Origin of the sequence: Halorubrum sp. Ib24, from assembly GCF_002252745.1 — an archaeon.
Lineage (GTDB): Archaea > Halobacteriota > Halobacteria > Halobacteriales > Haloferacaceae > Halorubrum.
This window is the reverse complement of the sequence record NZ_NHOX01000039.1, coordinates 1-20,732: the sequence shown is the minus strand read 5'-3', so window position 1 is coordinate 20,732 and position 20,732 is coordinate 1. Positions and strand designations below refer to the sequence as shown.

The window sequence follows — 20,732 nt, the reverse complement described above, 5'->3', positions numbered from 1 at the left end:
TCGACGGGTCGACGGAGAACACCTCCAAAGCCCCGGCCGCGAGACGGGCGCACGCTCGCTGCGGTCCTCGGTCGCTCGCGATGCTCGCTCCCTGCGGTCCTTGCTTCGCCTGCCCCCGTCTCGCGGCCGCCCCTTCGAGTCCCGCCCCGTCTCGCACGGCAACCGCACCTCACGCCTCCCCAGCCTCGCCGCTCGCGCCTTATAAAGGCGCTCGCGGCGTCCCTCGCACGCGCTCTTCGCGCCCTTCGGGCGCTCAGAGGCGCGCGCCGCCGCTTCAATCGTTTTCGCTCCGGATACGATCCTACAAGTCGATTCGGGGAGCAGGAACGATATGGCACGCGTCACGGTCTGGAACGAGTACCGCCACGAGCGCGAGAGCGACGTCGTCGCCGACCTCTACCCCGACGGGATCCACGCGGTTCTCGCGGAGGTCTTCGAGGAGGCGGGCCACGACGTCCGCACCGCTACCCTCGACGAGGGCCCCGACCACGGCCTCACCGAGGAGGTCTTAAACGACACCGACGTGCTCACGTGGTGGGGCCACGCCGCCCACGACGAGGTGCGCGACGAGGTCGTCGACCGCGTTCACGAGCGCGTGCTCGACGGGATGGGACTCCTCGTGCTCCACTCCGCGCACTACTCGAAGATTTTCAAGCGGCTCATGGGCACCAGCTGTTCGCTGAAGTGGCGGGAGGCCGCCGAGACGGAGCGGCTCTGGACGATCGAGCCGGGCCATCCGATCGCCGACGGGATCGGCGAGTACATCGAGGTCGAGGAGGCGGAGATGTACGGCGAGCGGTTCGATATCCCGGCGCCCGACACGCTCGTCTTCAACTCCTGGTTCGCCGGCGGCGAGACGTTCCGCTCCGGCTGCTGTTACCGCCGCGGCAGCGGGAAGGTGTTCTACTTCCGCCCGGGCCACGAGACGTACCCGGTCTACTACAACGACGACGTCCGACGGGTGCTCCGGAACGCGGTCGACTGGGCGGAACCGGGTGACGGTCCGAACCCGGAGTTCGGCAACGCCGACCCGATCGAAGCGATCGACACGAGCGACGACCGGACGGTTCACTAGCGGCGGTACGCGGGCCGCTCACAGCGGCCTCTCGGCCTCACGGCACGTCGCGAAGCTCCATGAACGCGGTCATCACGGCCGATTCGGCCTTCCTGAGGTGTTCCGACGCAGTGCTCGGAGCGGCGTCGATCCGCTCGGCGACCGCCTCGACGGTCGCCCTCCGCGGGGACTCGTAGTAGCCGCACTCCACGGCGGCCGCGAGGGCGTCGAACTGCCGGTCGGTCAGTCCCGGGTCGAAGAGGTCCTGCCGCCAGTCGTACTCGCCGATCCGGAGGACCGTGGTCTCGATCCGGTCGGGGAGATCCGCGAGCGCGTCGCCTAGCGGCCCCTGTGTCCCGATGAGCGTCAGCCGAGCGACCCCGTTCGGGCGGAAGTCGACCGGGGGGACGACGACCACGCCGGTCCGCTGGAGCGGGCCGAACATCGCCTCGTCGACCGCGTCGCGTCGCTGCGTGAGAAAGACGTAGTGGCCCGTCTCGTCGATCCGGGTGACCTCGAACTCCCGGATCCGGTCGACTGACCGAAGAGCGTCGGTGTACACGTCGATGTCGCCCTCCACGTAGAACAGGAACGTGTCGTCCGGTTCGTCGAGGACCGTTCCGTGGAGGAGCACGTCCCGATCCACCGCGTCCGACTCGTCGATCAGCCGGTGTATCGGATGGATGAGGTCAGGCGGATATCTGAGTTCGATCCGGAGATACTTCACGCCAGGCGATGGCGACGGTGAGGTTATAAAAACCCGCACTGAGCCGGCAGAAGCGTCGGGTCCTCCGGCCGCGTTCGTTGGAGTATGTCGACCGACGCGCTGACCGAACGGAAGGACGCCGACGCGGAGGGTGACCCGTTCTCGTCGATCCGTGAACTGGTCACGGCACGCGAGACGCACCTGAACGCGCCCGCCGCTCGGATTCGCCCGGACGCGGTTCAAGCGGCGCTCTCGAGGCTGAAATCGGAAGCCGGATTCGACCACCTCGCCTGCGTCACCGCGCAGGAGTACGAGAACCGGTACGAGTCGATCTACCACCTCCGATCGTTCGATGACCCGACTCGGGAGGTCGGCGTCGTCGTCCCCGCAGACAAGGACGACCCGGTCTCTGAGTCGGCCGAGCCCGTGTTCCGCACCGCCGACTGGCACGAGCGGGAGGCGTACGACCTCGTCGGGATCCGGTACGACGACCACCCCGACCACCGGCGGATCCTCCTGCCCGAGACGTGGCAGGGCCACCCCCTCTCGATGGGGTACGACCAGGACCGCCCGCAGATCGCGGCGCTGTCCGAGAACGAGCCCGTCGAACCCGGATCGTCCGCGGCGACCGGGAGCGACACGATGCTCCTTAACATCGGACCGCACCACCCGGCGACCCACGGCGTCCTCCACCTGCAAGTCACGCTCGACGGGGAGGACGTCGTCGGCGTGGAGCCGGACATCGGCTACATCCATCGCTGCGAGGAGCAGATGGCCCAGTCCGGGACGTACCGCCATCAGATCATGCCGTACCCCGACCGCTGGGACTGGGGCGGTGGCGGCCTGCTGAACGAGTGGGCGTACGCCCGCGCGGCCGAGGACCTCGCCGATATCGAGGTGCCGGAGTACGCGCAGGTCATCCGGACGATGGGCGCCGAGTGCAGCCGGATCCTCTCGCACATGCTGGCGATGGGCGCGTACGCGCTCGACGTGATCGGCGACTTCACCGCGACGTTCATGTACGCGATCCAGGAGCGCGAACGGGTCCAGGACGTCTTAGAGGACCTGACGGGCCAGCGGCTGATGTTCAATTACTTCCGGCTCGGCGGCGTCGCCTGGGACCTCCCCGAACCCCGCGAGGAGTTCTTCTCGACGGTGCGGACGTTCCTCGACGGCCTCCCGCGTCGGCTGGAGGAGTACCACGACCTCCTCACTCGCAACGAGATCCTCCAGTTGCGCACGGTCGACACCGGCGTTCTCCCCCCGGAGGTCGCGAAGGAGTACGGCTGCACGGGGCCCGTGCTCCGCGGGTCGGGCGTCGACTACGACCTGCGCCGCGACGACCCGTACGGCTACTACGACGACCTCGACTGGGACGTCGTCACCGAAGACGGCTGCGACAACTACAGTCGCCTGCTCGTCCGGATGCGCGAAGTCGAGGAGTCCGCGAAGATCGTCGAGCAGTGCGTCGACCTGCTCGAGGACTGGCCAGAAGACGAGCGGACGGTTCAGGCGAACGTGCCCCGCACGCTCCGACCGGACGACGACACGGAGATCTATCGCGCTGTCGAGGCCGCCAAGGGCGAGCTCGGCATCTACATTCGCGCGGACGGCACCGACGAGCCCGCCCGCTTCAAGATCCGCGGGCCCTCCTTCTCGAACCTCCAAGCGCTTCCCGAGATGGCCGACGGCGAGGCGATTCCGGACCTGATCGCGTCGCTGGGGAGCTTAGACACGATCATGGGCGAAGTCGACCGGTGAGTCGCCGCTGTCTCGGACGAGCCGGCGGCTCACGACTGTAGGACGACCGCCGCTACGGCGCGGACGTTGAAAGGCGACCGCCTCGCGCGAACGCGAGACGACCGGTGTGTCGCACGCCGGCGGCCGGTCGAGTAGGTGTCGGCCGCGACGGTATATAAACCCTCCTTCACAGAGCCGCCGGGACGAGGCGCTCGCGAGGCGCCCCCGAATCGCCGTCGCGATCAGTCCGGCCGGTGGACCTCGCCGTCGCGTCCGTCCGCGTCTTTCCGGCGGAGCGCGGCGGCCGCGTTGTTGGCGTCGTACCCGAAGAAGACGTCCTTCGCGTACGTCTCGGCGACCTCGGTCGCGTGGATCAGGTCGTCGACGGCGACGTCGACCGCGTACAGCTCCAGCGAGAACGGCGTCTCCGGCGGCGCGCCGTGGACGTCGTAGTCGCCGCCGAGCCGCGTCCGGAAGCCGCGGGCGATCGCCTCCAGCCAGTAGGTCGTCGCGTACTCGGTGTCGTACAGCGGGACGACGAACTCGTCGACGTGGTCGGCGAGTCGATCGAGGTCCAGGCCGGCGCGCGCTCTGAGGTGGCCTGGATACGGGTCGGGGTACAGCGTGAGCAGCACGCGGCCGGGGACCAGTTCGGCGGCGTCGGCGACGAACCCGGTGATGACGTCGGCGCGCCAGTCGCTCCAGCGCTCGCGGTCGCTCTCGGCGAACAGCCGCTCGCAGCGGTCGCAGCGACAGAACCCCTCGCGCGGGAACCCCACGTCGTCGAGGCGCACGTCGTCGCTCTCGGCGGCGCAGTCCTCGATTATCTCCAGCAGACCCTCGCGGTACTCCGGGTGCGTCGGGCAGATGTACGCCCAGTCGAAGTAGTCGCGGTCGCGGGTCGCCGGCTCGCCGCGCTCGTCGACGGGGACGAGGTCCGGGTTCTCGCCGGCAGCGGCGTTGTCTCCGAAACACGACACCATGTTCACCGCGTTCGGGAGCGGCGCGGCCGACCGCCCCGTGACGTCTTTCACCTCGTAGAAGCCGAGGTCGAACGGCTCCATCTCGACCTCGTCGGCGTTGCGCGTGACGACCCCGTACATACCCGTCGCTACGCGATTGCGGGGTAAAAACGGCGGGCATCCGCCCGCGGGGATCGGTCGGAGTCCGTGCGCGGTCGCGCCGCTCGCTATTCGACGGTCACCGGCTCCTTGTCGCCGGCGAACAGGAAGTACGCGAGCGTGACGAGCGACAGGACCAGAACGAGCTTCAGTTTCTTGCTCATGTCCGACGCATCGAGCGGCGGGCGCTAAAACCTACCGGAGCGTCGGACGGACCGGGTGGCCGACGGCCGAAAACCACCCCACCTCGCTCGGGTCAGACGTCGATGTGGTCGGCGATGTCGGCGCGCAGGATCGTCGAGCAGTAGTCGCAGCGGACGCCGTCGGCGACGACGTCGAACCGGGTGTCGACCGGCTCGTCGGCGTTCGTGATGCAGTTCCGGTTCGGACACGAGAGCACGCCGGTCACCGTGTCGGGACGCGTCACGCGGTTCTTCTCGACGACCTCGAAGTCCCGGACGATGTTGATCGTCGCCTCGGGGGCGATGAGCGAGAGCACGTCGACCTCGGACTGCGAGAGCTCCCGTTCCTCGACCTTCACGATGTCCTTGCGGCCGAGCCGGTCAGAGGGGACGTTCATCCCGACGGAGACGCCGAACCCCTCGGAGCCGTCGATCCCGAGGATCGCCAGCACGTTGAGCGCCTGCCCGCCCTCGACGTGGTCGATCACGGTCCCGTCGCGGATCTTCGAGACGCGGAGCTCGTGGTCGCTCATCGGCCCACCTCCGTTCCCTCGGCGGCCTCCGCGTTCTGCATGAGGGTGTCGAGCAGCGCCATCCGCACCGGGATCCCGTTGTGCGCCTGTTCGAAGTAGCGAGCGTGGTCCGTCTCGTCGACGTCGGGCGCGATCTCGTCGACGCGCGGGAGCGGGTGCATGACGGTGAGGTCGTCGGCGGCGTCTTCGAGCGTCTCGGCGTCGATCTGGTACTCGCCGGCGACGCGGTGGTACTCGTTCTCGTCGGGGAACCGCTCCTTCTGGATCCGGGTGACGTACAGCACGTCGAGCTCGCCGAGCACGGTCTCGAGGTCGGTGTGCTCGCGCACCTGCGCGCCGGTCTCGTGGAGGTCGAACCGGACCGACCGCGGGAGCCGCAGCGACTCGGGGCTGATGAAGTGCTGGTTGGCGTCGAACTCCGTGAGCGCGGCCGCCAGCGAGTGGACCGTGCGGCCGTACTTCAGGTCGCCCATGATCCCGACCGTGAGGTCGTCGAGCCCGTGGTTCTCGCGGATGGTGTGGAGGTCGAGGAGGGTCTGGGAGGGGTGTTGGCCGGCGCCGTCGCCGGCGTTGACGACGGGGACGGAGACGTGCTCGGCGGCCAGCTTCGCGGCGCCCTCGCTCGGGTGCCGGAGGACGAGCGCGTCGGCGTAGCCCTCGATGACGCGGACGGTGTCGGAGAGCGACTCTCCCTTCGACACCGACGAGGAGTCGACATCGCCCATGTCGACGGTGTTCATGCCGAGCCGTTTGGCCGCGCTGTCGAAGCTCATCCGGGTCCGCGTGCTCGGCTCGAAGAAGCAGAGCGCGAGCACCCGCCCGGCGTGCCGGTCCGCGAAGGCGGCGGGGTCGTCGGCGACCTCCCGGCCCCGGTCGAGCACCGCCTCGATGTCATCCCGCGAGAGCTGTGTCGCGGTGATGAGGTGGTCCTGACGCATCGTCGGAGAAGGGGGTCGGCAGTATCTTGAATCCCTCGGCTCGGCCCGCCAATTCGGTGATCACGAAAGTGGACACCGCCGTCAGCGCCGGTTTCGAGATACGTAATGTCGGCTCAGTTTCACGAATGCGCCGGTGTCTCACGTATCGTCGGGCGCTACGAATCGCACTGACCAATTCATTTCGGGACGTTTTATTCTGCAATCATACTCTAAATATTTGTAAATAAACATAACGCTCGCTCAAATATTGCGCAAACCCAAACCATACAGTAGAGGTGTTTCAGCCGGAATAATTTCGTTTCTAAGCGACTGTAGTAATATGTTAAATATTAAATATGAATAGTCCTTGTAAATCGATGGCATGGGCTGCCCGTATCATTCGAACGGGAACGACGAGGAGGCGACGGACGGTCACGCCGACGACGTCAACGACGGTTCGAGCGTGTCGTCCGACAGGGGAATCGAGCGACGGTCGTTCATGAAGTCAGCGCTCGCGATCGGGGGAGCGAGCGCGCTGACGACCGCCACGGGACTGTACGGGGTGCCGGAGACGGTCTCGGCCGAGGGGGGAGCCCGGATCGGCGCCGAAGCACGGGACAACAGACAGCACGCGTGGGACGGCTTCGAGACGGACATCTCCGAGGGCGGCGTCACGGCCCATCCCTCTCACCACGTGACGCTACACTTGAATTACGTGCCCGGCAAGGAGGAGGAGCCGAGCGCCGCCGACCGAGCGACGGTTGAAGAGGTGCTCCGCGAGATCGAGCGCCACTTCGAGTGGGCCAGCGAGGGCGTCCTGTTCACCATCGGCTACTCGCCCGCCTACTTCGACCGGTTCGACGCGGACCTACCGAGGGGACTGAGTCCGAAGGGGAAGGTCGTCAAGCCGGGGCTGTTGCGGCCGAAGCAGCTCATCGATACCCCCGGCGTGACCCTCGACCACGAGGACCCCCACGCCGACGAGGCGGAGGTCTGTCTGCACCTCGCCAGCAACAACGCGCAGAATATCATGGCCGTCGAGGAGTTGCTCTGGGGGGGCGAAGCCGAGATGGACGGCGACACCGTCGAGTTCGACGCCACGTTCTCGGGCGTCCTCGAGACGGCCGGTGACGGGAGCGGCCGCCCGACCGAGTACCCTTATCGCCGGACCGGATTCGCCGGCCACGAGACGATCACCGAGGAGCTCGAGTCCGACACCGACTTCGACCCGGACCGCATCCCGGACGACCCGGAGGCGGAGCTGACGATGGGGTTCAACGATCTCTACCGCAACAGCATTCCCCGCGAGGACAACGCGACGATCCTCGAGGACCAGAACCTCGTCGTGCCGCACCCGCCGGGTGCATTCGCACAGGGGACCATCCAGCACGTCTCGAAGCTCGACATCGACCTCGACCGCTTCTACGACGAGAACGACACAGAGGGCCGCCGCGAGCGAATGTTCTCGCCCGACCACACCGATGAGAACACCGGGACGGTCGGTGAGAACCTCGGAGACAGCAGCGCGCCGGGCGACACGCCGCTGCGGGAGCTGGGCGGCGAGACCGACAAGGCCGAGCAGACGGTCGACGATTACGACGACGCGGGCGTGGCCGGCCACGCGCAGAAGCTCTCCCGGGCCCGGTTCGACCTGGAGACGCGACTCACCGAGGAGGGGCGAGAGCGCCTGTCCGGGAGCGAGCGCGACGAGATACTGCCGGCCGAGGAGCGCGACGACGACTTGGACGGCCACGACGGGAACCAGGAGGCGGAACAGGTGCTGCTCCGACGCGACGTCGCGACCACCGACCAGCAGACGCCCGGGAACCTCTTCATCTCTCTGATGCGGTTCAACCCGTACATGGCGTACATCCGGCAGGCGATGAACGGCGTCGAGTTCGACTCGAAGGCGTTCGGGCTGACCGGCGAGGACCGTATCGACGACGAGAAAATCGGCGCCGGCCCCGACAGCGGCATCGTCAACTATCTCGAGACGAAGGTTCGCGGGAACTACCTTGTGCCGCCGATCACGAACCGCGCGCTCCCGCACCCGCAAGGCGAGGAGGTCGACGTCTCGGTCAAGCGTGCCGGGGAGAACTACCGAGTGACCGTCGACGGAATCACGGCCGACGCTATCGAGGACGGCTCCGTGCGGTGCGGTTGGTTCTACGACGTGAACCGCGCGGGCGGCGCGGAGCCGCGGCAGGTCGTCCAGCGCGGTAATCGGACGACCTTCGTGTTCCCCGCGGACGGGACCGGCGTCGACACGGCGCCGGGCGGATCGGACGGCAGCGTTCGGGTTCGGTTCCTCGCGAAGCGGAGCGACACGGGTCGACCGGTTCGCGGGACGGCCGAGATCCCCCAGACAGCGAGCGGAAACGCCGGGCAGAAAGGGAAGAAGGGCCAGAAAAAGAACTGACTGCGGAGTACTCCTGACGCCGAGCGGATCCCGCCGGCAGCGATTATAAGCGGATCCGCGCCCAACGAACGGCCATGTCCGAGAACGATCCAGCGGACCTGCTCCCGAACGACCGTGTGAAGCAGGCCGCGCTCGACGGCGACGTGACCCAGCTCCACCGCGGGAATCAGTACGGCGAAGAGGGCGACGTCTTCGAGATCGACGGCGTCGACTTCGAGCTGACCGAGGTCACCGAGCGCACCCTCGGCGACATGACCGACGCCGACGCGAAGCGAGAGGGGTCGCCGTCGCTGGAGGCGTACAAAGAGCGGATGGTCCGCGCACACGGCGGGAACTTCGACTGGGACGACGACGCCGAGGTGGTCCGCCACCGCTTCGAGCGCGTCGAATGAGCCTCCGCCTCCGCCCGGACCGTTCCGCGTGAGGCGGCGGTGCGGTATCCCATTATTTATACTGTAGGATGCTGGATACCATTCGCATGGCGGCAAGTGACGAGGCCGGGGTCTTCGAACGTATCGGATTCAGTATCTCAACGGTCGTGGAGCGATGGATGCCAAGCCCCTTCGTGTTTGCAATATTGTTGACGTATATCGTCTTCGCCGCCGGCCTCATCGCGACCGGATCGGGTGCCGTAGAGCTGTTAGATTTCTGGTACGGCGGCTTCTGGGCGTTCCTCGGGTTCTCGATGCAGATGGTGTTGATCCTGATGACCGGGTTCGTCATCGCGTATCACCCGCGGGTCAACGACCTCCTCCAGCGGCTCGCCGAGGTCCCTAACTCCGGGGCGCAGGCGGCGGCGTTCGTCGGCTTCATTTCGATGTCGCTGGCGTGGGTCCACTGGGGATTCAGCCTGATCATGGGCGCGATCTTCGCCCGCGAGATGGGGAAAGTCGCGCACCGGAAGGGGATCGACGTCCACTACCCGCTGTTGGCGGTCGCGGGCTACATGGGGCTCGGCCTGACGTGGCACTGGGGCATCTCCGGGTCCGCTCCCTTGCAGTTGACCGACGCGAACAACATCGGCGAGGGGACCGGCTTCGAGTTCCTCGCCTCGACCGTGCCCGCCGTCGAGACCATCTTCCACCCGTACGCGCTTACCCTCACCGCCCTCTCTATCGTCTTCGCGAGCGCGATGCTGTACGTTCTCGCTCCCTCCGGGAGCCGCGCGAAGGGGATCACGCACTACGTCGACGAGGCGGAGCTGTTCGACGGGGCCGCCGACGGCGCGACCGACGCGGCCGAGGTCGCCGATCCGGTCGACGAACCGCCGGCCGGCGTCGACGACGTTCCGGCCGAGCGGCTGAACAACAGCCGGCTCCTCGGCGGCCTGATCGCGCTCTCGGGGGTCGCCGTCGTCGCCTACCAGTTCCTCGGGCAGGGGCTCGGGGCGTTCACGCTAAACGCGGTCAACTTCGGGTTCCTCTTCGCCGGCCTCCTCATCTACCAGCGCCCGGCGTACTACCGCGACCGATTCAACGAGGCCGCCGGCGCGGCGGCCGGCATCGTCCTCCTCTTCCCCTTCTTCGCGGGGATTCAGGGGATCATGGCCGACTCCGGGCTCGCGCTGCTGCTCGCCGAGGCGCTCCTCGACGTGTCGACGGCGGCGACGTACCCCGTCGTCGCCTGGCTCGTCGGCGCCGTCGCGAACGTGTTCGTTCCCTCCGGCGGCGGCGAGTGGCTCGTCATCGGTCCCTCAGTGCTGCAGGCCGCGGAGAGCCTGGGCGTCCCCTACGGGCAGGCGACGATCGCGTACGCGGTCGGCGACGCGCACACGAACCTGCTGAACCCGTTCTGGGCGCTGCCGCTGCTGGCGATCACGGAGGTCAAAGCGCGGGAGATGTTCGGGTACGCGATCGCGATGCTGCTCGCGCTGATCCCGTTCCTCGCGGTCGCGCTATACGCGGTGCCGTACTGAGCCGCGGAGCGGCCTTTTTTTAATCGTCGTCCGCGGCCGCGCCGTCGGCGCCGTCGGTGTCCCCGCCGGCCGCGGTCGCCTCCTCGTCCTCGATGCTCGGCGGGTACTTGCCGCGGTCCAGCTTCAGGTCGGACTGCGGGCGCGCCATGCAGGTGAGCGCGTACTCCTCCGCCTCATCGTCGGTGAGCCCGCGGGCCGCGGGCTGGGTCACCTCGCCCTCGACGATCTCGGCGGAGCAGGCGAGACACATCCCGACGCGGCAGGAGTACTCTTGGGCGATCCCCGCCTCGATACAGGAGCTGAGGACCGTCTCCGTGTCGGCCACCTCGATCGTCTCGCCGGTGCCGACGAACTCGACGGTGTACTCTGTCATGGCGCGGAGTACCCGCCCACCAATCAAAAAGGGTTCCCCTCGATCCAGTCGCCGGCGCGGGGACGGAAGAATAAGTGGGCGGTGGTGGTTGGGCCGGTTCGCGTCGGTCCGTCGTTGTCGTTATTGGGTGGGTGAACACCGTCAAAGCCCCAGCCGTTCGATTATGAATGGCTAATACTGGACCGCCAGCGAACACCTCCAAAGCCCCAGCCGGGAGACGGTCGCAGGTGACGCAAGCACCGCAGGGAGCGAGCGGAGTGAGCGACCGAGAAGCGCAGCGAGCGTGCGACCGTCTCCCGGCTGCCCCTTTGAGTCCCACCCGACCCCGACCGCACAACACCTCACGCCTTCCCAGCCTCGTCGCTCACTTCGTCGCCGGCGCTTCGCGCCGGCTGCCCGTGGCGCTACGCGCCACGCCGTTCGCGACTCCCTCGCGCGTGCTCCTCGCGGCCGATGGCCGCTCGCAGGCACGCGCCACCGCACTTGTCTCGATCGACTCATCGTTTCGCAACGACTCTTCCACACTCACCCTCCCACTCATCGCAACGACTAATCCCCCGCCGGACGCTTCCCGAGGTATGACCGAGAAGGCCACCGCGCGAGCCCACCCGATCCAGGGGCTCGTCAAGTACCACGGGATGCGCGACCCGGAGCTCCGGCTCCCGTACCACGACAGCATCAGCCTCTGTACCGCCCCGACCGCGACGACGACGACGGTCGAGTGGCAGCCCGACGCGAGCGAGGACACGTACGTCATCGGCGGCGAGGCGGTCGACGGCCGGGCCGCCGAGCGCATCGATATGGTCGTCGACCACGTCCGCGAGCTGGCCGGCGTCGACGCCGCGGTCCGGCTGGAGAGCGAGAACTCCTTCCCGTCGAACATCGGCTTCGGCTCCTCGTCGTCGGGGTTCGCGGCCGCCGCGCTCGCGCTCGTCGAGGCCGCCGGCCTCGACCGCTCCCTGCCCGAGGTCTCCACGATCGCCCGCCGCGGCTCCTCCTCCGCGGCCCGGGCCGTCACCGGGGCCTACTCCCGGCTCGACGCCGGGCTCAACGACGAGGATTGTCGCTCGCACCGTCTGGACGTGGGCGTCGGCGAGGACGGGTTCGACCCCGAGGAGGACCTCCGGATCGTCGCCGCGCACGTCCCCGCTTATAAAGAGACCGAGGAGGCGCACCGCGAGGCCGCCGCGAGCCACATGATGCAGGCGCGGACCGCCCACGTGCAGGACCAGCTCGTCGAGATGACCGACGCGCTCCGCGAGGGCGACTTCGACCGGATCTTCGAGACGGCCGAGCACGACTCGCTCTCGCTGACGGCCACCACGATGACCGGCCCCGCCGGGTGGGTGTACTGGCAGCCGGAGACGATCCAAGTGTTCAACGCGGTCCGCGAGCTCCGGGAGGACGGCGTCCCCGTCTACTTCTCGACTGACACCGGCGCCTCGGTGTACGTGAACACGCTCGCCGACCACGCCGAGGAGGTCGAGAGCAGAATCGCCGAGATCGGCGTCGACACCGACGTCTGGGAGGTCGGCGGGCCTGCGCACGTGCTTGACGAGAGCGAGGCGCTGTTTTAACTCGGACCGGCGATCTACCGCTCGTGGACGGTCGGCGGGTCACGACCGGCACCACCTCCGCTGCGAGCCGTTCATCAGACCCACTTATTCGAATCCGTCGAAAGTCGAGAGTGCTATCGCGTTCGTCCGTAAATTTTATGTCCCTTGCTAACGTATATCACGGGTGCGGACACAGCGGGGACATACCGGACGACCCGAATGGGTGCGTCTGTCAAGACGGGCTCAATCGGGTTGGAGGTAAAATCAGACCCCCCGACAGGGAAGTGAGATGAACGCCTCGAAGGAGAACCGAAGCGTGCCGGAAACAGTCCCGCCGGCAGGACTGTCGTAAAGGTCAAGTATCGGGCCTTGGGCGACTAAGGTCCGAGAAACCGGCTGCTGGCAACCGCTGGTGAAAGTCCAGCCAAAGCCCCAAAGGGCAACGCCGGGAAAGACCGGCTACAGCCAGCGCAGGTCGGAAGGGCCGTACGGTGCGCGGAAAACGTCTCCCGTCCGGGTCTTAACCGCGGTGTTCGCCCGTTCTCGACAAAGTACCACCGAACAGCGCTGCTGCACGCCGACGCGCTCGCGGCAGTTGCAGGCCGAGCGGGATGATCTCGTTCACACGTGGGCCTGACGGTTGCTGTGGTCTCTATCGCCGCGAAAGAACTTCCCTCCGGTGTTGATTCGATTCTCCGTACTCGTCACGGCGGGTCAACCATGTCCTTCGATGAACCCGTCAACGGCGCGAGTTACTCGTCCGGATCTTCGCCGCGCGCCCGCTTGTACATCGCTAACGCCTCCTCGCGCCGCTCGGAGTGGTCGACGATCGGGGAGGGATAGTCGGGCGCCGCGTTCGCGCGCTGGGTCGGCGAGAGCTCGTGCCACTCGTGGATCAGGTCGGCGTCGACCCCTCGAAGTTCGGGGACGTACTCTTTGATGTACTCCGCGTCGGGGTCGTACCGCTCCCCCTGCGTCATCGGGTTGAAGATGCGGAAGTACGGCTGTGCGTCGGTCCCGGTGGAGGCCGCCCACTGCCAGCCGCCGTTGTCGTTGGCGGTGTCGTGGTCGGCCAGCCGCTCCCGGAAGTGGTCGTAGCCGTGGCGCCAGTCCGCGAGCAGGTCCTTCGTCAGGAAGGAGGCGACGATCATCCTGACGCGGTTATGCATGAACGCCTCCTCGCGGAGCTGACGCATCCCGGCGTCGACGATGGGGTACCCCGTCTCGCCGCGCTTCCAGGCCGCGATTTCCTCGGGGTCGTCGCGCCACTCGATCCCCTCCTCGTACTGCTTGTAGTTATCCGTCACCACCTCGGGGTTGTGGTACAGCACCTGCGTGTAGAACTCGCGCCAGGCGAGCTGCTGCTGGTACTCCTCGACCGCGGCGACGGGGCCGTCGTCGTCATCGCCGCCCTCCTCGCCGTTCTCCTCGGCCCGCTCCTCCGCCGCAGCCATCGCGCGCTCGGTCGCCTCGTAGGCCTCGCGCACCCCGATCTCGCCGTATTTTAAAAAGGCAGACATACGAGAGGTCGACTCGCGGGCGGGGTAGTCGCGCTCCGCGTCGTATCCGAACACCGCCTCCGAGAGGAAGTCGTCGAGCCGCTCGCGGGCCGCCTCGGTGCCGGCGGGACCCACCTCCGCGTCGGGCTCCGCGAAGCCCAGGTCGGCGGGGGTAGGCAGGTCGCCGACGGCGACGCGATCGGTATCGACGCCGCCGTCTGCGACGGCGCCGTCGTCGCCGTTAGCGGCCGCGGTCAGCGCGTCGACGTCGACGAGGTCCGCCGCTTCCGGGGTCGGCGCCGGCGGGTCGGTCTCTCGGTCGGTCCACTTCCGCCAGTAGTAGGTGTACACCGAGTACGGGTCGCCGGCGTTCGTCCGGATCGAGTCCGGCGTGTGCAACACCGCGTCGTGGTGCGCCTCGCGCTCGATTCCGGCCTCGTTGAGCGCCTTGCGGACCGCGGTGTCACGTTCGCGGGCGAGTCCGGAGTAGTCCCGGTTCCAGACGACGCGGTCGGCGTCGAGGCTCGCGGCCAGTTCGGGGAGCGCGGTCTCCGGGTCGCCGCGGGCGACGAGGAGGTCGCTCCCGCGGTCGCGGTAGTCGTCTCGCAGCGCCGCGAGCCCGTCGAGCAGGCGGCGCACTCGCACGTCGCTGGCGTGCGCGAGCACGTCGTCGTCGAAGACGAAGACGCCCGCGACCTCGCCCCTGTCGGCGGCGGCCGCGAGCCCGACGTTGTCGGCGAGTCTGAGGTCCCGTCGGTGCCAGAACAGCTCCATACGATACACACGGGAGCGAGCACCGTGAAACCACCGGCGGGGTCGCGGATCGACCGCCACGGTGTGGTCCACGGATCGACCGCAGTGGCGTCGTCCGCACACCGGCCGCCACGAGGTCGTCACCTGACCGACACCGACGACGTTCTCCGCGGTCGACTCACAGCTCCGGGCGGCCGGGGACGCTCACCCTGTCGAGGAGGAAGTAACCGACCGTGAGCGCGAGCACTAACAGTGCGATCGCGAGCGCCGCGAGCACGGTCTCCTGTCCCGAGCCGTAGTCCTCCAGCCGGAAGCTGATCGCGCGGCGGGCGATGGCGATGATCGAGGCGCTGACGACGATCCGGAGCACGGGCTCGCCCTTGGCGTACGCCAACAGCGTCCGGTGGACCTCGACGATGACCAGCAGGAGGAGCACGCTGTCGAGGAGGCCGACCACCTCGTTCGGGTCGGTGAAGTTCCCGGCGACGAGCAGCCGATACAGCGATAAGAACAGGTCGAAGACGCCGATGAGAAACAGCAGGAGGAGGAAGTACGCGGCCCCGAGCACCAGCCACTCCATCCCCACCGCGGCCGGCTCCGTCGCGTCTTCGAGGTCGAACGCCATGTCATGTGCTCGCGCGGCGGCGGCAAGTCGTTTATGCCTACCCGTCGGGCGTCAGCGCCTCCAGCAGGCGGACCGCCGGCGCCTTCGCTAAGGGGTCGTTGGCGTTGCCGCAGTGCGGCGACTGGACGCACGCCGGGCAGCCGCCCTCGCAGTCGCAGCCGTCGATGAGCCGCGCGGTGCGGGCCATCAGCTCCTCGATCCGCTCGTGGCCGCGACGCGTGAGCCCCACCCCGCCCGGGTAGCCGTCGTAGACGAACACCGCGGGCGCGTCGGTGTGCGGGTGGTACGGCGTCGAGATGCCGCCCACGTCGGCGCGGTCGCAGAGCAGGTGGAAGGGGAACAGCGAGATGATCCCGTGTTCGGCCGCGTGGATCCCGCCGTTGAAGGCGTACTCGCCGTCGGGCGTGCTCCCGCCGCCCGTCCTCTCGCCCCCGTCGCCCGCCCTCGCCGCCGCCGCCGTCGCCTCGCCCCGCCGTCCGTCGCCGCTTCCGCGCCTCCGTCGTCCGTCTCGCGACTGCCGATCGCTCGCATCTCCGACTCCAAGTCTGCCGGCACCGGGAAGTAGAGGGACTTCGTCCGCAGCGTCGTCTCCGGGAGGTCCAGCGTCGACTCCCCGAGCGACTCGCCGGTCTTCGCGTCCTTGCGGACGAACCCCGTGATCCGCTCGGTGACGGTCACGTCGGCGAAGCGGACCGGGACGTCGGGCCGGGCCGCGAGCTCGCGCTCCGCGAGGTCCTCGTTCACGACGATGTCCTTCTCGGTGAGCGGCCGCGTGTAGTAGTCGGCCCACGAGGACTGCAGCTCGGCGACGTCGCGGTCGAGGTCCAGCGCCGTCACCTCGTAGGTGCGTCCCTGCTGGTGGTAGATCGCGCCGGGGTGGGCGTCGCGCAGCGCGTCCCCGAAGTCGAGCGAGGCGACCGTCTCGTTCCGCGACGAGTCGACCAGGTCGACCTCCCGGTCGCCGACGGTCCGGAGGCTCACGGACTGCTGCGGACTCGACGAGCCGGCGTGCGTCCAGCGGATGCCGTCCGCGACCTCCCGCCTGTCGAGGACGCCCTCGTCGGTCAGGTCGGCGACGACGCCCGGAAACGACTCGCCGAAGAAGCGCTCGTCGTCCGGCGAGAGCCAGCTCTCGTCCGCCGCGCAGGCGACGTGCCCGGGGAGCAGCTGCCCGTTCTCGGGGTCGCAGATGGCGTCCTCCGGCGGCGCCTCGAAGAAGTCGGGGGGGTTTCGCATGAGGTACTGGTCGAGCTGGTCCTCGCCGCCGACCATCACGACCAGCGCGGGGTCGTCGCCGCGCCCGGCTCGCCCCGCGCGCTGGTACGCCGACATCCGCGTGCCGGGGTAGCCGTCCAGGATGACGGCGTCGAGCCCCCCGACGTCGACGCCGAGCTCGAGCGCGCTCGTCGACCAGACGCCCCGCAGCTCGCCGGCGTGGAGGTCGGCCTCGATCTCCCGTCGGCGCTCGTTCGTCAGGGCGGCCTGGTACGCCCCGACCTTCCCCGACAGTTCGCGCTCGCCGCGGTCGCGGAGGTCGCTCGCGCTGTCGGTCGCGTACTGCTCGGCGGTCTGTCGCGCCCGCGTGAACGCCAGCGTCTGCGCCCCGGCGGTCACGAGGTCGCAGAACAGTCGCTTGCTCTCCGTGTGACTCGACTTCCGGCGGCCGCTCCCCCGTTCTTGCCAGTCGTCGTCGTACTCCGGCGGGTTCCACAGCACCCAGTCTCGCGGTCCCCGTCCTGACGCGTCCTCGTCGACGAGGGCGATGTCGTCGGGGTCGCGCCCGGTGACCGCCGCGACGTGTTCGACGGGGTTGTTGATCGTCGCCGAGCAGCAGACGAACCGGGGGCTCGACCCGAACCGCTCGCAGGTCCGCGCGAGCCGACGGAGGGTCATGGCGACCTGCGAGCCGAACACCCCGCGGTAGCTGTGGACCTCGTCGATGACGACGTACTCCAGCGACGAGAAGAACCACTCCCACAGCCGCCCGGCGTACGGCAGTAGCGCGTAGTGGAGCATGTCCGGATTCGAGAGCAGGACGGTCGGCTCGCGGTCGCGCACGTCCCGCTTCTCCGACCGGGAGAGCCGGCCCGTGTACGACGCGACGGAGACCCCGCTCCCGAAGCCGAGCCCGTGCGCGAGGTCGCTCAGGCTCTCCTCTTGGTCCGCGATCAGGGCGTTCTGGGGGCCGACGTAGAGGGTCCGTCCCCCGTGGTCCATCGCGGCCTCGAACGCGGGGACGGTGTACGCGAGCGACTTCCCGCTCGCGGTCTCGGTGGCGAGCACGACGTCGTCGCCGTCGCGGACCGCCTCGATCGCGTCGGTCTGATGGCGGTAGAGGCGGTCGATCCCCCGCTTCGAGAGCGCGTCGGCCATCCGGTGCGCGAGGTCGACGTCGCCGAAGGCGGGCTCGCGGGCGGGGAGCCGGCGGTGCTCCGCGATCTGTCCCTCGTAGAACGGTCGGTTCCGCAGCCACTCGATGGCGTCCTCCACGGCTATCGGTTCCTGGGGACGGCCGGGCCTAACGGTTGCGGTGGCGGGGGTCGCCGAGGCGGCCGGAGCCGCGGGGACCGCGCGCCCTCTCGCTCGCGCCGCGCTCGCGCCGCGTCCGCGTCAGTCGTCGGCCGGGTCGGGAGAGCGACCGGCGTCCGACGGCGTCTCCGAGACCGGCGTCGCGGGGCCCTCCCGCGCGAGCGGCGGCCAGCGCACCTCCCTCGCGATCGGGTCGTTCAGATCGAGCTCCATCCGGAGGTCGCCGCGGCGCTCGGCGAGTTCGAACCCGACGGTCCGGTAGACGCGACGCGCGACGCGGTTCCCGCTCTCGACGTGGAGTTCGAGCCCGTCGCGACCCCCGGCGGCGGCGTCGGCGATCACGTGCCGGCAGAGCTCGGTGCCGACGCCCCGTCCCTGCATAGTCGGGTGGACGAAGACGGCGAGCTCCGGACGCGCCGCGTCCGTCGGCGTGTACATCGCGTGACCGAACAGCTCGCCGTCGCGCTCGGCGACCACGTTGCTCCCCTCGCGCAGCATCGACTCGATCCACTCCGCCCGGCGGTCCCGCGTCACCGGGGGGAGCCCCTGCGCGCGGTCCGCGGTCTCGAACCCCTCGTACATCTCGGCGAGCGGCGCGGCGTCCTCCGTGACGGCCGGCCGGATCGTCCACCGGGCGCCCTCTTTGTCCACGAACCGCGGACACCGCGGCGGGCAGTGGACCGTGCCCTCGCACTCGCTCGCGTCCCACCCCTCGCAGGCGACGGCGTCGTCGTGGCTCATAGTTGCGTCTCGGACCGCCCGCCAGTTATATCGTGATAGCTACTCCCACGGCGTGGGAACGGTCAGGGACTCGCCACCGGGAGCATGCGGCCCACGCTCGACCCCGGCCCGCCGCCGTCACTCCCGGATCAGGACGATCCCGTCGCGGAACACGGAGTGGTTCGGGATCACGTGGTCCTCCCCGTCCGCCTCGATGTGGGTGACGAACAGGTCGACCTCCTGGACGATGCCGCGCTCGCCGGCGACTTTCACCTCGTCGCCGACGCCGTAGGGCTGCCGGAGGAGGAGGAACACCCCGGCGGCCGCGCTCGCGACGAGGTCCTTCGTCGCCAGCGCGGCGAACAGCACGACCGCGAACGCGTACGCGGCGAGCAGCACGACCAGCGCGAGCGTCTGCACGCCCACCTGTCCGAGCGCGACCAGCGCGGCGACGTACACGACGCTGTACTTGACGAGCGGGGGCAACACGCCGAGTTCCGGGAGCTTGATCCCGCGGAGCCGCTCGGCGACGATCAACTCCGCCTTGTCGCCGACGACGACGCCGACGATCATGACGACCGCGGCGACGAAGAGGCGCGGGAGGAAGGAGGCGACCGAGGACCAGAACCGGTCGAGGTAGTTGACCTCGGCGACGGTGAGGGCGACGATGACGGCGACGGCGACGATGAAGTAGCTGGACAGCTGCGCTAAGATCCGCACCGTCGACGTGTTGAACTCGCGGACGGTTCGCTCGAACGCGGTCCCCTCGATCGCCTCCGGCACGCCGGCGCGGGTCAGCAGCCGGCGGTTGATAACCCCGACCACGTACGCCAGGATCAGCCCGACGACGAGCACGAAGAGGGCGAGCCACACCCGTTCGGGGACCGTCGTCACGAACTCGCTCAGCGCGTTCGGTACCGCGAGCATGGGTGGTCAGTACTCCTCCGGATCGATCTCCAAGACGAGTTCGCCCGCCTTGAACGCACGGACGAGCCCGTCCGACTCCGACAGCACGATCGCGGTCGCGTTCGTGTCCCGAGTGATCGCGCCGCCGGCCATGTGGCGCGCGCCGAGCCCCTTCGGGATGTCGACGCCCTCCGCGCCCGGCTCGAGGTAGCGGTAGGCGGAGACGATCTTCCCGGAGTCGGAGACGACGAACGCGCCGTCCAGTCGGGAGAACTCCTTGAGCATCACGTTCACGATGGGGTCGCCGACGTGGACGTGCGACTTCTCGAACGGGTTGTACGACAGCGGGCGGGACTTGTTCATCACCTTCCCCGCGTCGCCGACGACGAACAGCGCGCCCACCGGCTTCCCCTTCTGCCCCTTCTGTCCGAGCTCGATCGCGACTTCGAACACGTCGCGGATGACGCTCGGCTCGGCCCGGGAGTTGACGAACAGGTCGTAGATCCCCGTGTGGACCGTCTCGTCGACGGTGACGCGGATCACCGCGTCCGACCCCCCGTCGAAGACCGACGCGATGCAGACCACCTCGTCGCCCTCGGAGACGAGGTCGGCGTCCATCGCGCCCTCGATCCCGAACCGGACCCGGTCTTTCACGTTGTCGAACGGGAGGGGGAGCTCGACGAACGTGTCGGCGTCGACGTCGTTGTCGGGGGCGACGACGACGATATCCGTGTCGCCGTCCTCAAACCGGTCGTGAAACGAGCTCGTCGGCGAGAACAGGAGCACCGCGTCCGCGTCCTCGACGAGATCGGACAGGTGGTCGGTGAGCGAGGCCATTGCCCGTTTCGACTCCCGGACGACGTATAGTCGTTGTGTCACCGTCGTCCATCCGTCTGACACGTTACCGGCTCACGAGACGCGCGTGACGCGACGCCCGCGGCGGACTCGCCTCGCGCCGCGCGACTTTTCTCCCCGCGGCGCCACCCGTCGGACGAACATGGCGACCCGCGACGCGCTCTGGGCCTACCGCGACCGGTTCGGCGACGCCTTCGGGCGGACCTACTTCCGTCGGTTCGGGCCGGGCGTGGCTTCCAGCGTCGGCATCGGCACCTACCTCGGCGAGCCCACCCCCGCCGTCGACGACGCCCCCCGCGAGGCGATCGGGCTCGCGCTCCGCTCCGGGG

The 20,732-nt window shown here is 68.7% G+C and carries 16 protein-coding genes and 2 pseudogenes; 7 read left to right on the top strand and 11 right to left on the bottom strand.

Translation table 11 applies throughout. The features are described from left to right. Positions 1 to 331: 331 nt before the first annotated feature. On the top strand, positions 332 to 1,075 hold the full coding sequence (locus DJ82_RS10005; protein ID WP_094581719.1) for a ThuA domain-containing protein: 744 nt from the start codon (positions 332 to 334) through the stop codon (positions 1,073 to 1,075). 37 nt (positions 1,076 to 1,112) lie between these two features. Here the strand turns inward: DJ82_RS10005 and DJ82_RS10000 are convergent, their stop codons facing one another. Continuing rightward, positions 1,113 to 1,781, bottom strand: coding sequence for a helix-turn-helix domain-containing protein (locus DJ82_RS10000; RefSeq protein WP_094522170.1), 669 nt, complete (start codon positions 1,779 to 1,781; stop codon positions 1,113 to 1,115). 84 nt (positions 1,782 to 1,865) lie between these two features. Here DJ82_RS10000 and DJ82_RS09995 point away from each other — a divergent pair, with 84 nt between their 5' ends. Continuing rightward, positions 1,866 to 3,521, top strand: coding sequence for an NADH-quinone oxidoreductase subunit D (locus DJ82_RS09995; protein ID WP_094522169.1), 1,656 nt, complete (start codon positions 1,866 to 1,868; stop codon positions 3,519 to 3,521). 221 nt (positions 3,522 to 3,742) lie between these two features. Here the strand turns inward: DJ82_RS09995 and DJ82_RS09990 are convergent, their stop codons facing one another. The 3 genes from DJ82_RS09990 to pyrB form a co-directional block, all read right to left on the bottom strand. Beyond that, entirely contained in the window at positions 3,743 to 4,603 is an 861-nt protein-coding gene (locus DJ82_RS09990) for a hypothetical protein (protein WP_094522168.1), read from the bottom strand. Positions 4,604 to 4,877: 274 nt separating this feature from the next. Continuing rightward, on the bottom strand, positions 4,878 to 5,336 hold the full coding sequence (gene pyrI / locus DJ82_RS09985; protein ID WP_094522167.1) for an aspartate carbamoyltransferase regulatory subunit: 459 nt from the start codon (positions 5,334 to 5,336) through the stop codon (positions 4,878 to 4,880). After that, entirely contained in the window at positions 5,333 to 6,274 is a 942-nt protein-coding gene (pyrB, locus tag DJ82_RS09980) for an aspartate carbamoyltransferase (RefSeq protein WP_094581718.1), read from the bottom strand. The genes pyrI and pyrB overlap by 4 nt, the downstream gene beginning before the upstream one ends. A gap of 361 nt (positions 6,275 to 6,635) precedes the next feature. On the opposite strand from pyrB, the gene DJ82_RS09975 reads away from it, so the two are divergent. The 3 genes from DJ82_RS09975 to DJ82_RS09965 all read left to right on the top strand — a co-directional run bounded on the left by DJ82_RS09975 (position 6,636) and on the right by DJ82_RS09965 (position 10,587). Then, positions 6,636 to 8,672 carry a hypothetical protein gene (locus DJ82_RS09975; RefSeq protein WP_094522165.1) on the top strand — a complete coding sequence of 679 codons (2,037 nt, stop codon included), beginning with the start codon at positions 6,636 to 6,638 and terminating at the stop codon, positions 8,670 to 8,672. A gap of 74 nt (positions 8,673 to 8,746) precedes the next feature. Beyond that, the gene (locus DJ82_RS09970) at positions 8,747 to 9,064 is read left to right on the top strand and encodes an ASCH domain-containing protein (protein ID WP_094558408.1); all 318 of its coding nucleotides are present in this window, start codon (positions 8,747 to 8,749) and stop codon (positions 9,062 to 9,064) included. Positions 9,065 to 9,150: 86 nt separating this feature from the next. Further along, entirely contained in the window at positions 9,151 to 10,587 is a 1,437-nt protein-coding gene (locus DJ82_RS09965; RefSeq protein WP_094581717.1) for a short-chain fatty acid transporter, read from the top strand. A gap of 19 nt (positions 10,588 to 10,606) precedes the next feature. Here DJ82_RS09965 and DJ82_RS09960 read toward each other — a convergent pair whose 3' ends face one another. Continuing rightward, positions 10,607 to 10,960, bottom strand: a complete 354-nt coding sequence (locus DJ82_RS09960; RefSeq protein ID WP_094558406.1) for a 2Fe-2S iron-sulfur cluster-binding protein — start codon at positions 10,958 to 10,960, stop codon at positions 10,607 to 10,609. A gap of 578 nt (positions 10,961 to 11,538) precedes the next feature. On the opposite strand from DJ82_RS09960, the gene mvaD reads away from it, so the two are divergent. Next, positions 11,539 to 12,537: a phosphomevalonate decarboxylase MvaD gene (gene mvaD, locus DJ82_RS09955; RefSeq protein ID WP_094581716.1), complete on the top strand. Its 999-nt coding sequence runs from the start codon at positions 11,539 to 11,541 to the stop codon at positions 12,535 to 12,537. Between the two features lie 731 nt (positions 12,538 to 13,268). On the opposite strand, the gene DJ82_RS09950 is transcribed toward mvaD, so the two are convergent. The 6 genes and pseudogenes from DJ82_RS09950 to dacZ all read right to left on the bottom strand — a co-directional run bounded on the left by DJ82_RS09950 (position 13,269) and on the right by dacZ (position 20,385). Then, positions 13,269 to 14,789, bottom strand: coding sequence for a deoxyribodipyrimidine photo-lyase (locus DJ82_RS09950; RefSeq protein WP_094581715.1), 1,521 nt, complete (start codon positions 14,787 to 14,789; stop codon positions 13,269 to 13,271). 157 nt (positions 14,790 to 14,946) lie between these two features. Further along, positions 14,947 to 15,393: a phosphate-starvation-inducible PsiE family protein gene (locus DJ82_RS09945; RefSeq protein WP_094524949.1), complete on the bottom strand. Its 447-nt coding sequence runs from the start codon at positions 15,391 to 15,393 to the stop codon at positions 14,947 to 14,949. A gap of 37 nt (positions 15,394 to 15,430) precedes the next feature. Next, positions 15,431 to 17,883: pseudogene (locus DJ82_RS09940) on the bottom strand (DEAD/DEAH box helicase). Positions 17,884 to 18,003: 120 nt separating this feature from the next. Continuing rightward, positions 18,004 to 18,663 (bottom strand): GNAT family N-acetyltransferase, encoded by a 660-nt coding sequence (locus DJ82_RS09935; protein ID WP_094581714.1) that lies wholly within the window; start codon positions 18,661 to 18,663, stop codon positions 18,004 to 18,006. A gap of 117 nt (positions 18,664 to 18,780) precedes the next feature. Continuing rightward, a complete protein-coding gene (locus DJ82_RS09930) occupies positions 18,781 to 19,569 on the bottom strand; it encodes a mechanosensitive ion channel domain-containing protein (RefSeq protein ID WP_094523978.1) in 789 nt (262 codons plus the stop codon). 6 nt (positions 19,570 to 19,575) lie between these two features. Beyond that, positions 19,576 to 20,385 (bottom strand): diadenylate cyclase DacZ, encoded by an 810-nt coding sequence (dacZ, locus tag DJ82_RS09925; protein WP_094523977.1) that lies wholly within the window; start codon positions 20,383 to 20,385, stop codon positions 19,576 to 19,578. 160 nt (positions 20,386 to 20,545) lie between these two features. Here dacZ and DJ82_RS09920 point away from each other — a divergent pair. Then, positions 20,546 to 20,732, top strand: a pseudogene (locus DJ82_RS09920) (aldo/keto reductase); the annotation flags it as partial.

Coding starts and splice junctions, on each gene's coding strand:
- pyrB (WP_094581718.1), bottom strand. CDS start 6,274: ATGCGTCAGGACCACCTCATCACCGCGACACAGCTCTCGCGGGATGAC.
- DJ82_RS09945 (WP_094524949.1), bottom strand. CDS start 15,393: ATGGCGTTCGACCTCGAAGACGCGACGGAGCCGGCCGCGGTGGGGATG.
- pyrI (WP_094522167.1), bottom strand. CDS start 5,336: ATGAGCGACCACGAGCTCCGCGTCTCGAAGATCCGCGACGGGACCGTG.
- DJ82_RS09970 (WP_094558408.1), top strand. CDS start 8,747: ATGTCCGAGAACGATCCAGCGGACCTGCTCCCGAACGACCGTGTGAAG.
- DJ82_RS09950 (WP_094581715.1), bottom strand. CDS start 14,789: ATGGAGCTGTTCTGGCACCGACGGGACCTCAGACTCGCCGACAACGTC.
- DJ82_RS09990 (WP_094522168.1), bottom strand. CDS start 4,603: ATGTACGGGGTCGTCACGCGCAACGCCGACGAGGTCGAGATGGAGCCG.
- dacZ (WP_094523977.1), bottom strand. CDS start 20,385: ATGGCCTCGCTCACCGACCACCTGTCCGATCTCGTCGAGGACGCGGAC.
- DJ82_RS09935 (WP_094581714.1), bottom strand. CDS start 18,663: ATGAGCCACGACGACGCCGTCGCCTGCGAGGGGTGGGACGCGAGCGAG.
- DJ82_RS10005 (WP_094581719.1), top strand. CDS start 332: ATGGCACGCGTCACGGTCTGGAACGAGTACCGCCACGAGCGCGAGAGC.
- DJ82_RS09930 (WP_094523978.1), bottom strand. CDS start 19,569: ATGCTCGCGGTACCGAACGCGCTGAGCGAGTTCGTGACGACGGTCCCC.
- DJ82_RS09995 (WP_094522169.1), top strand. CDS start 1,866: ATGTCGACCGACGCGCTGACCGAACGGAAGGACGCCGACGCGGAGGGT.
- mvaD (WP_094581716.1), top strand. CDS start 11,539: ATGACCGAGAAGGCCACCGCGCGAGCCCACCCGATCCAGGGGCTCGTC.
- DJ82_RS09960 (WP_094558406.1), bottom strand. CDS start 10,960: ATGACAGAGTACACCGTCGAGTTCGTCGGCACCGGCGAGACGATCGAG.
- DJ82_RS09975 (WP_094522165.1), top strand. CDS start 6,636: ATGGGCTGCCCGTATCATTCGAACGGGAACGACGAGGAGGCGACGGAC.
- DJ82_RS09965 (WP_094581717.1), top strand. CDS start 9,151: ATGGCGGCAAGTGACGAGGCCGGGGTCTTCGAACGTATCGGATTCAGT.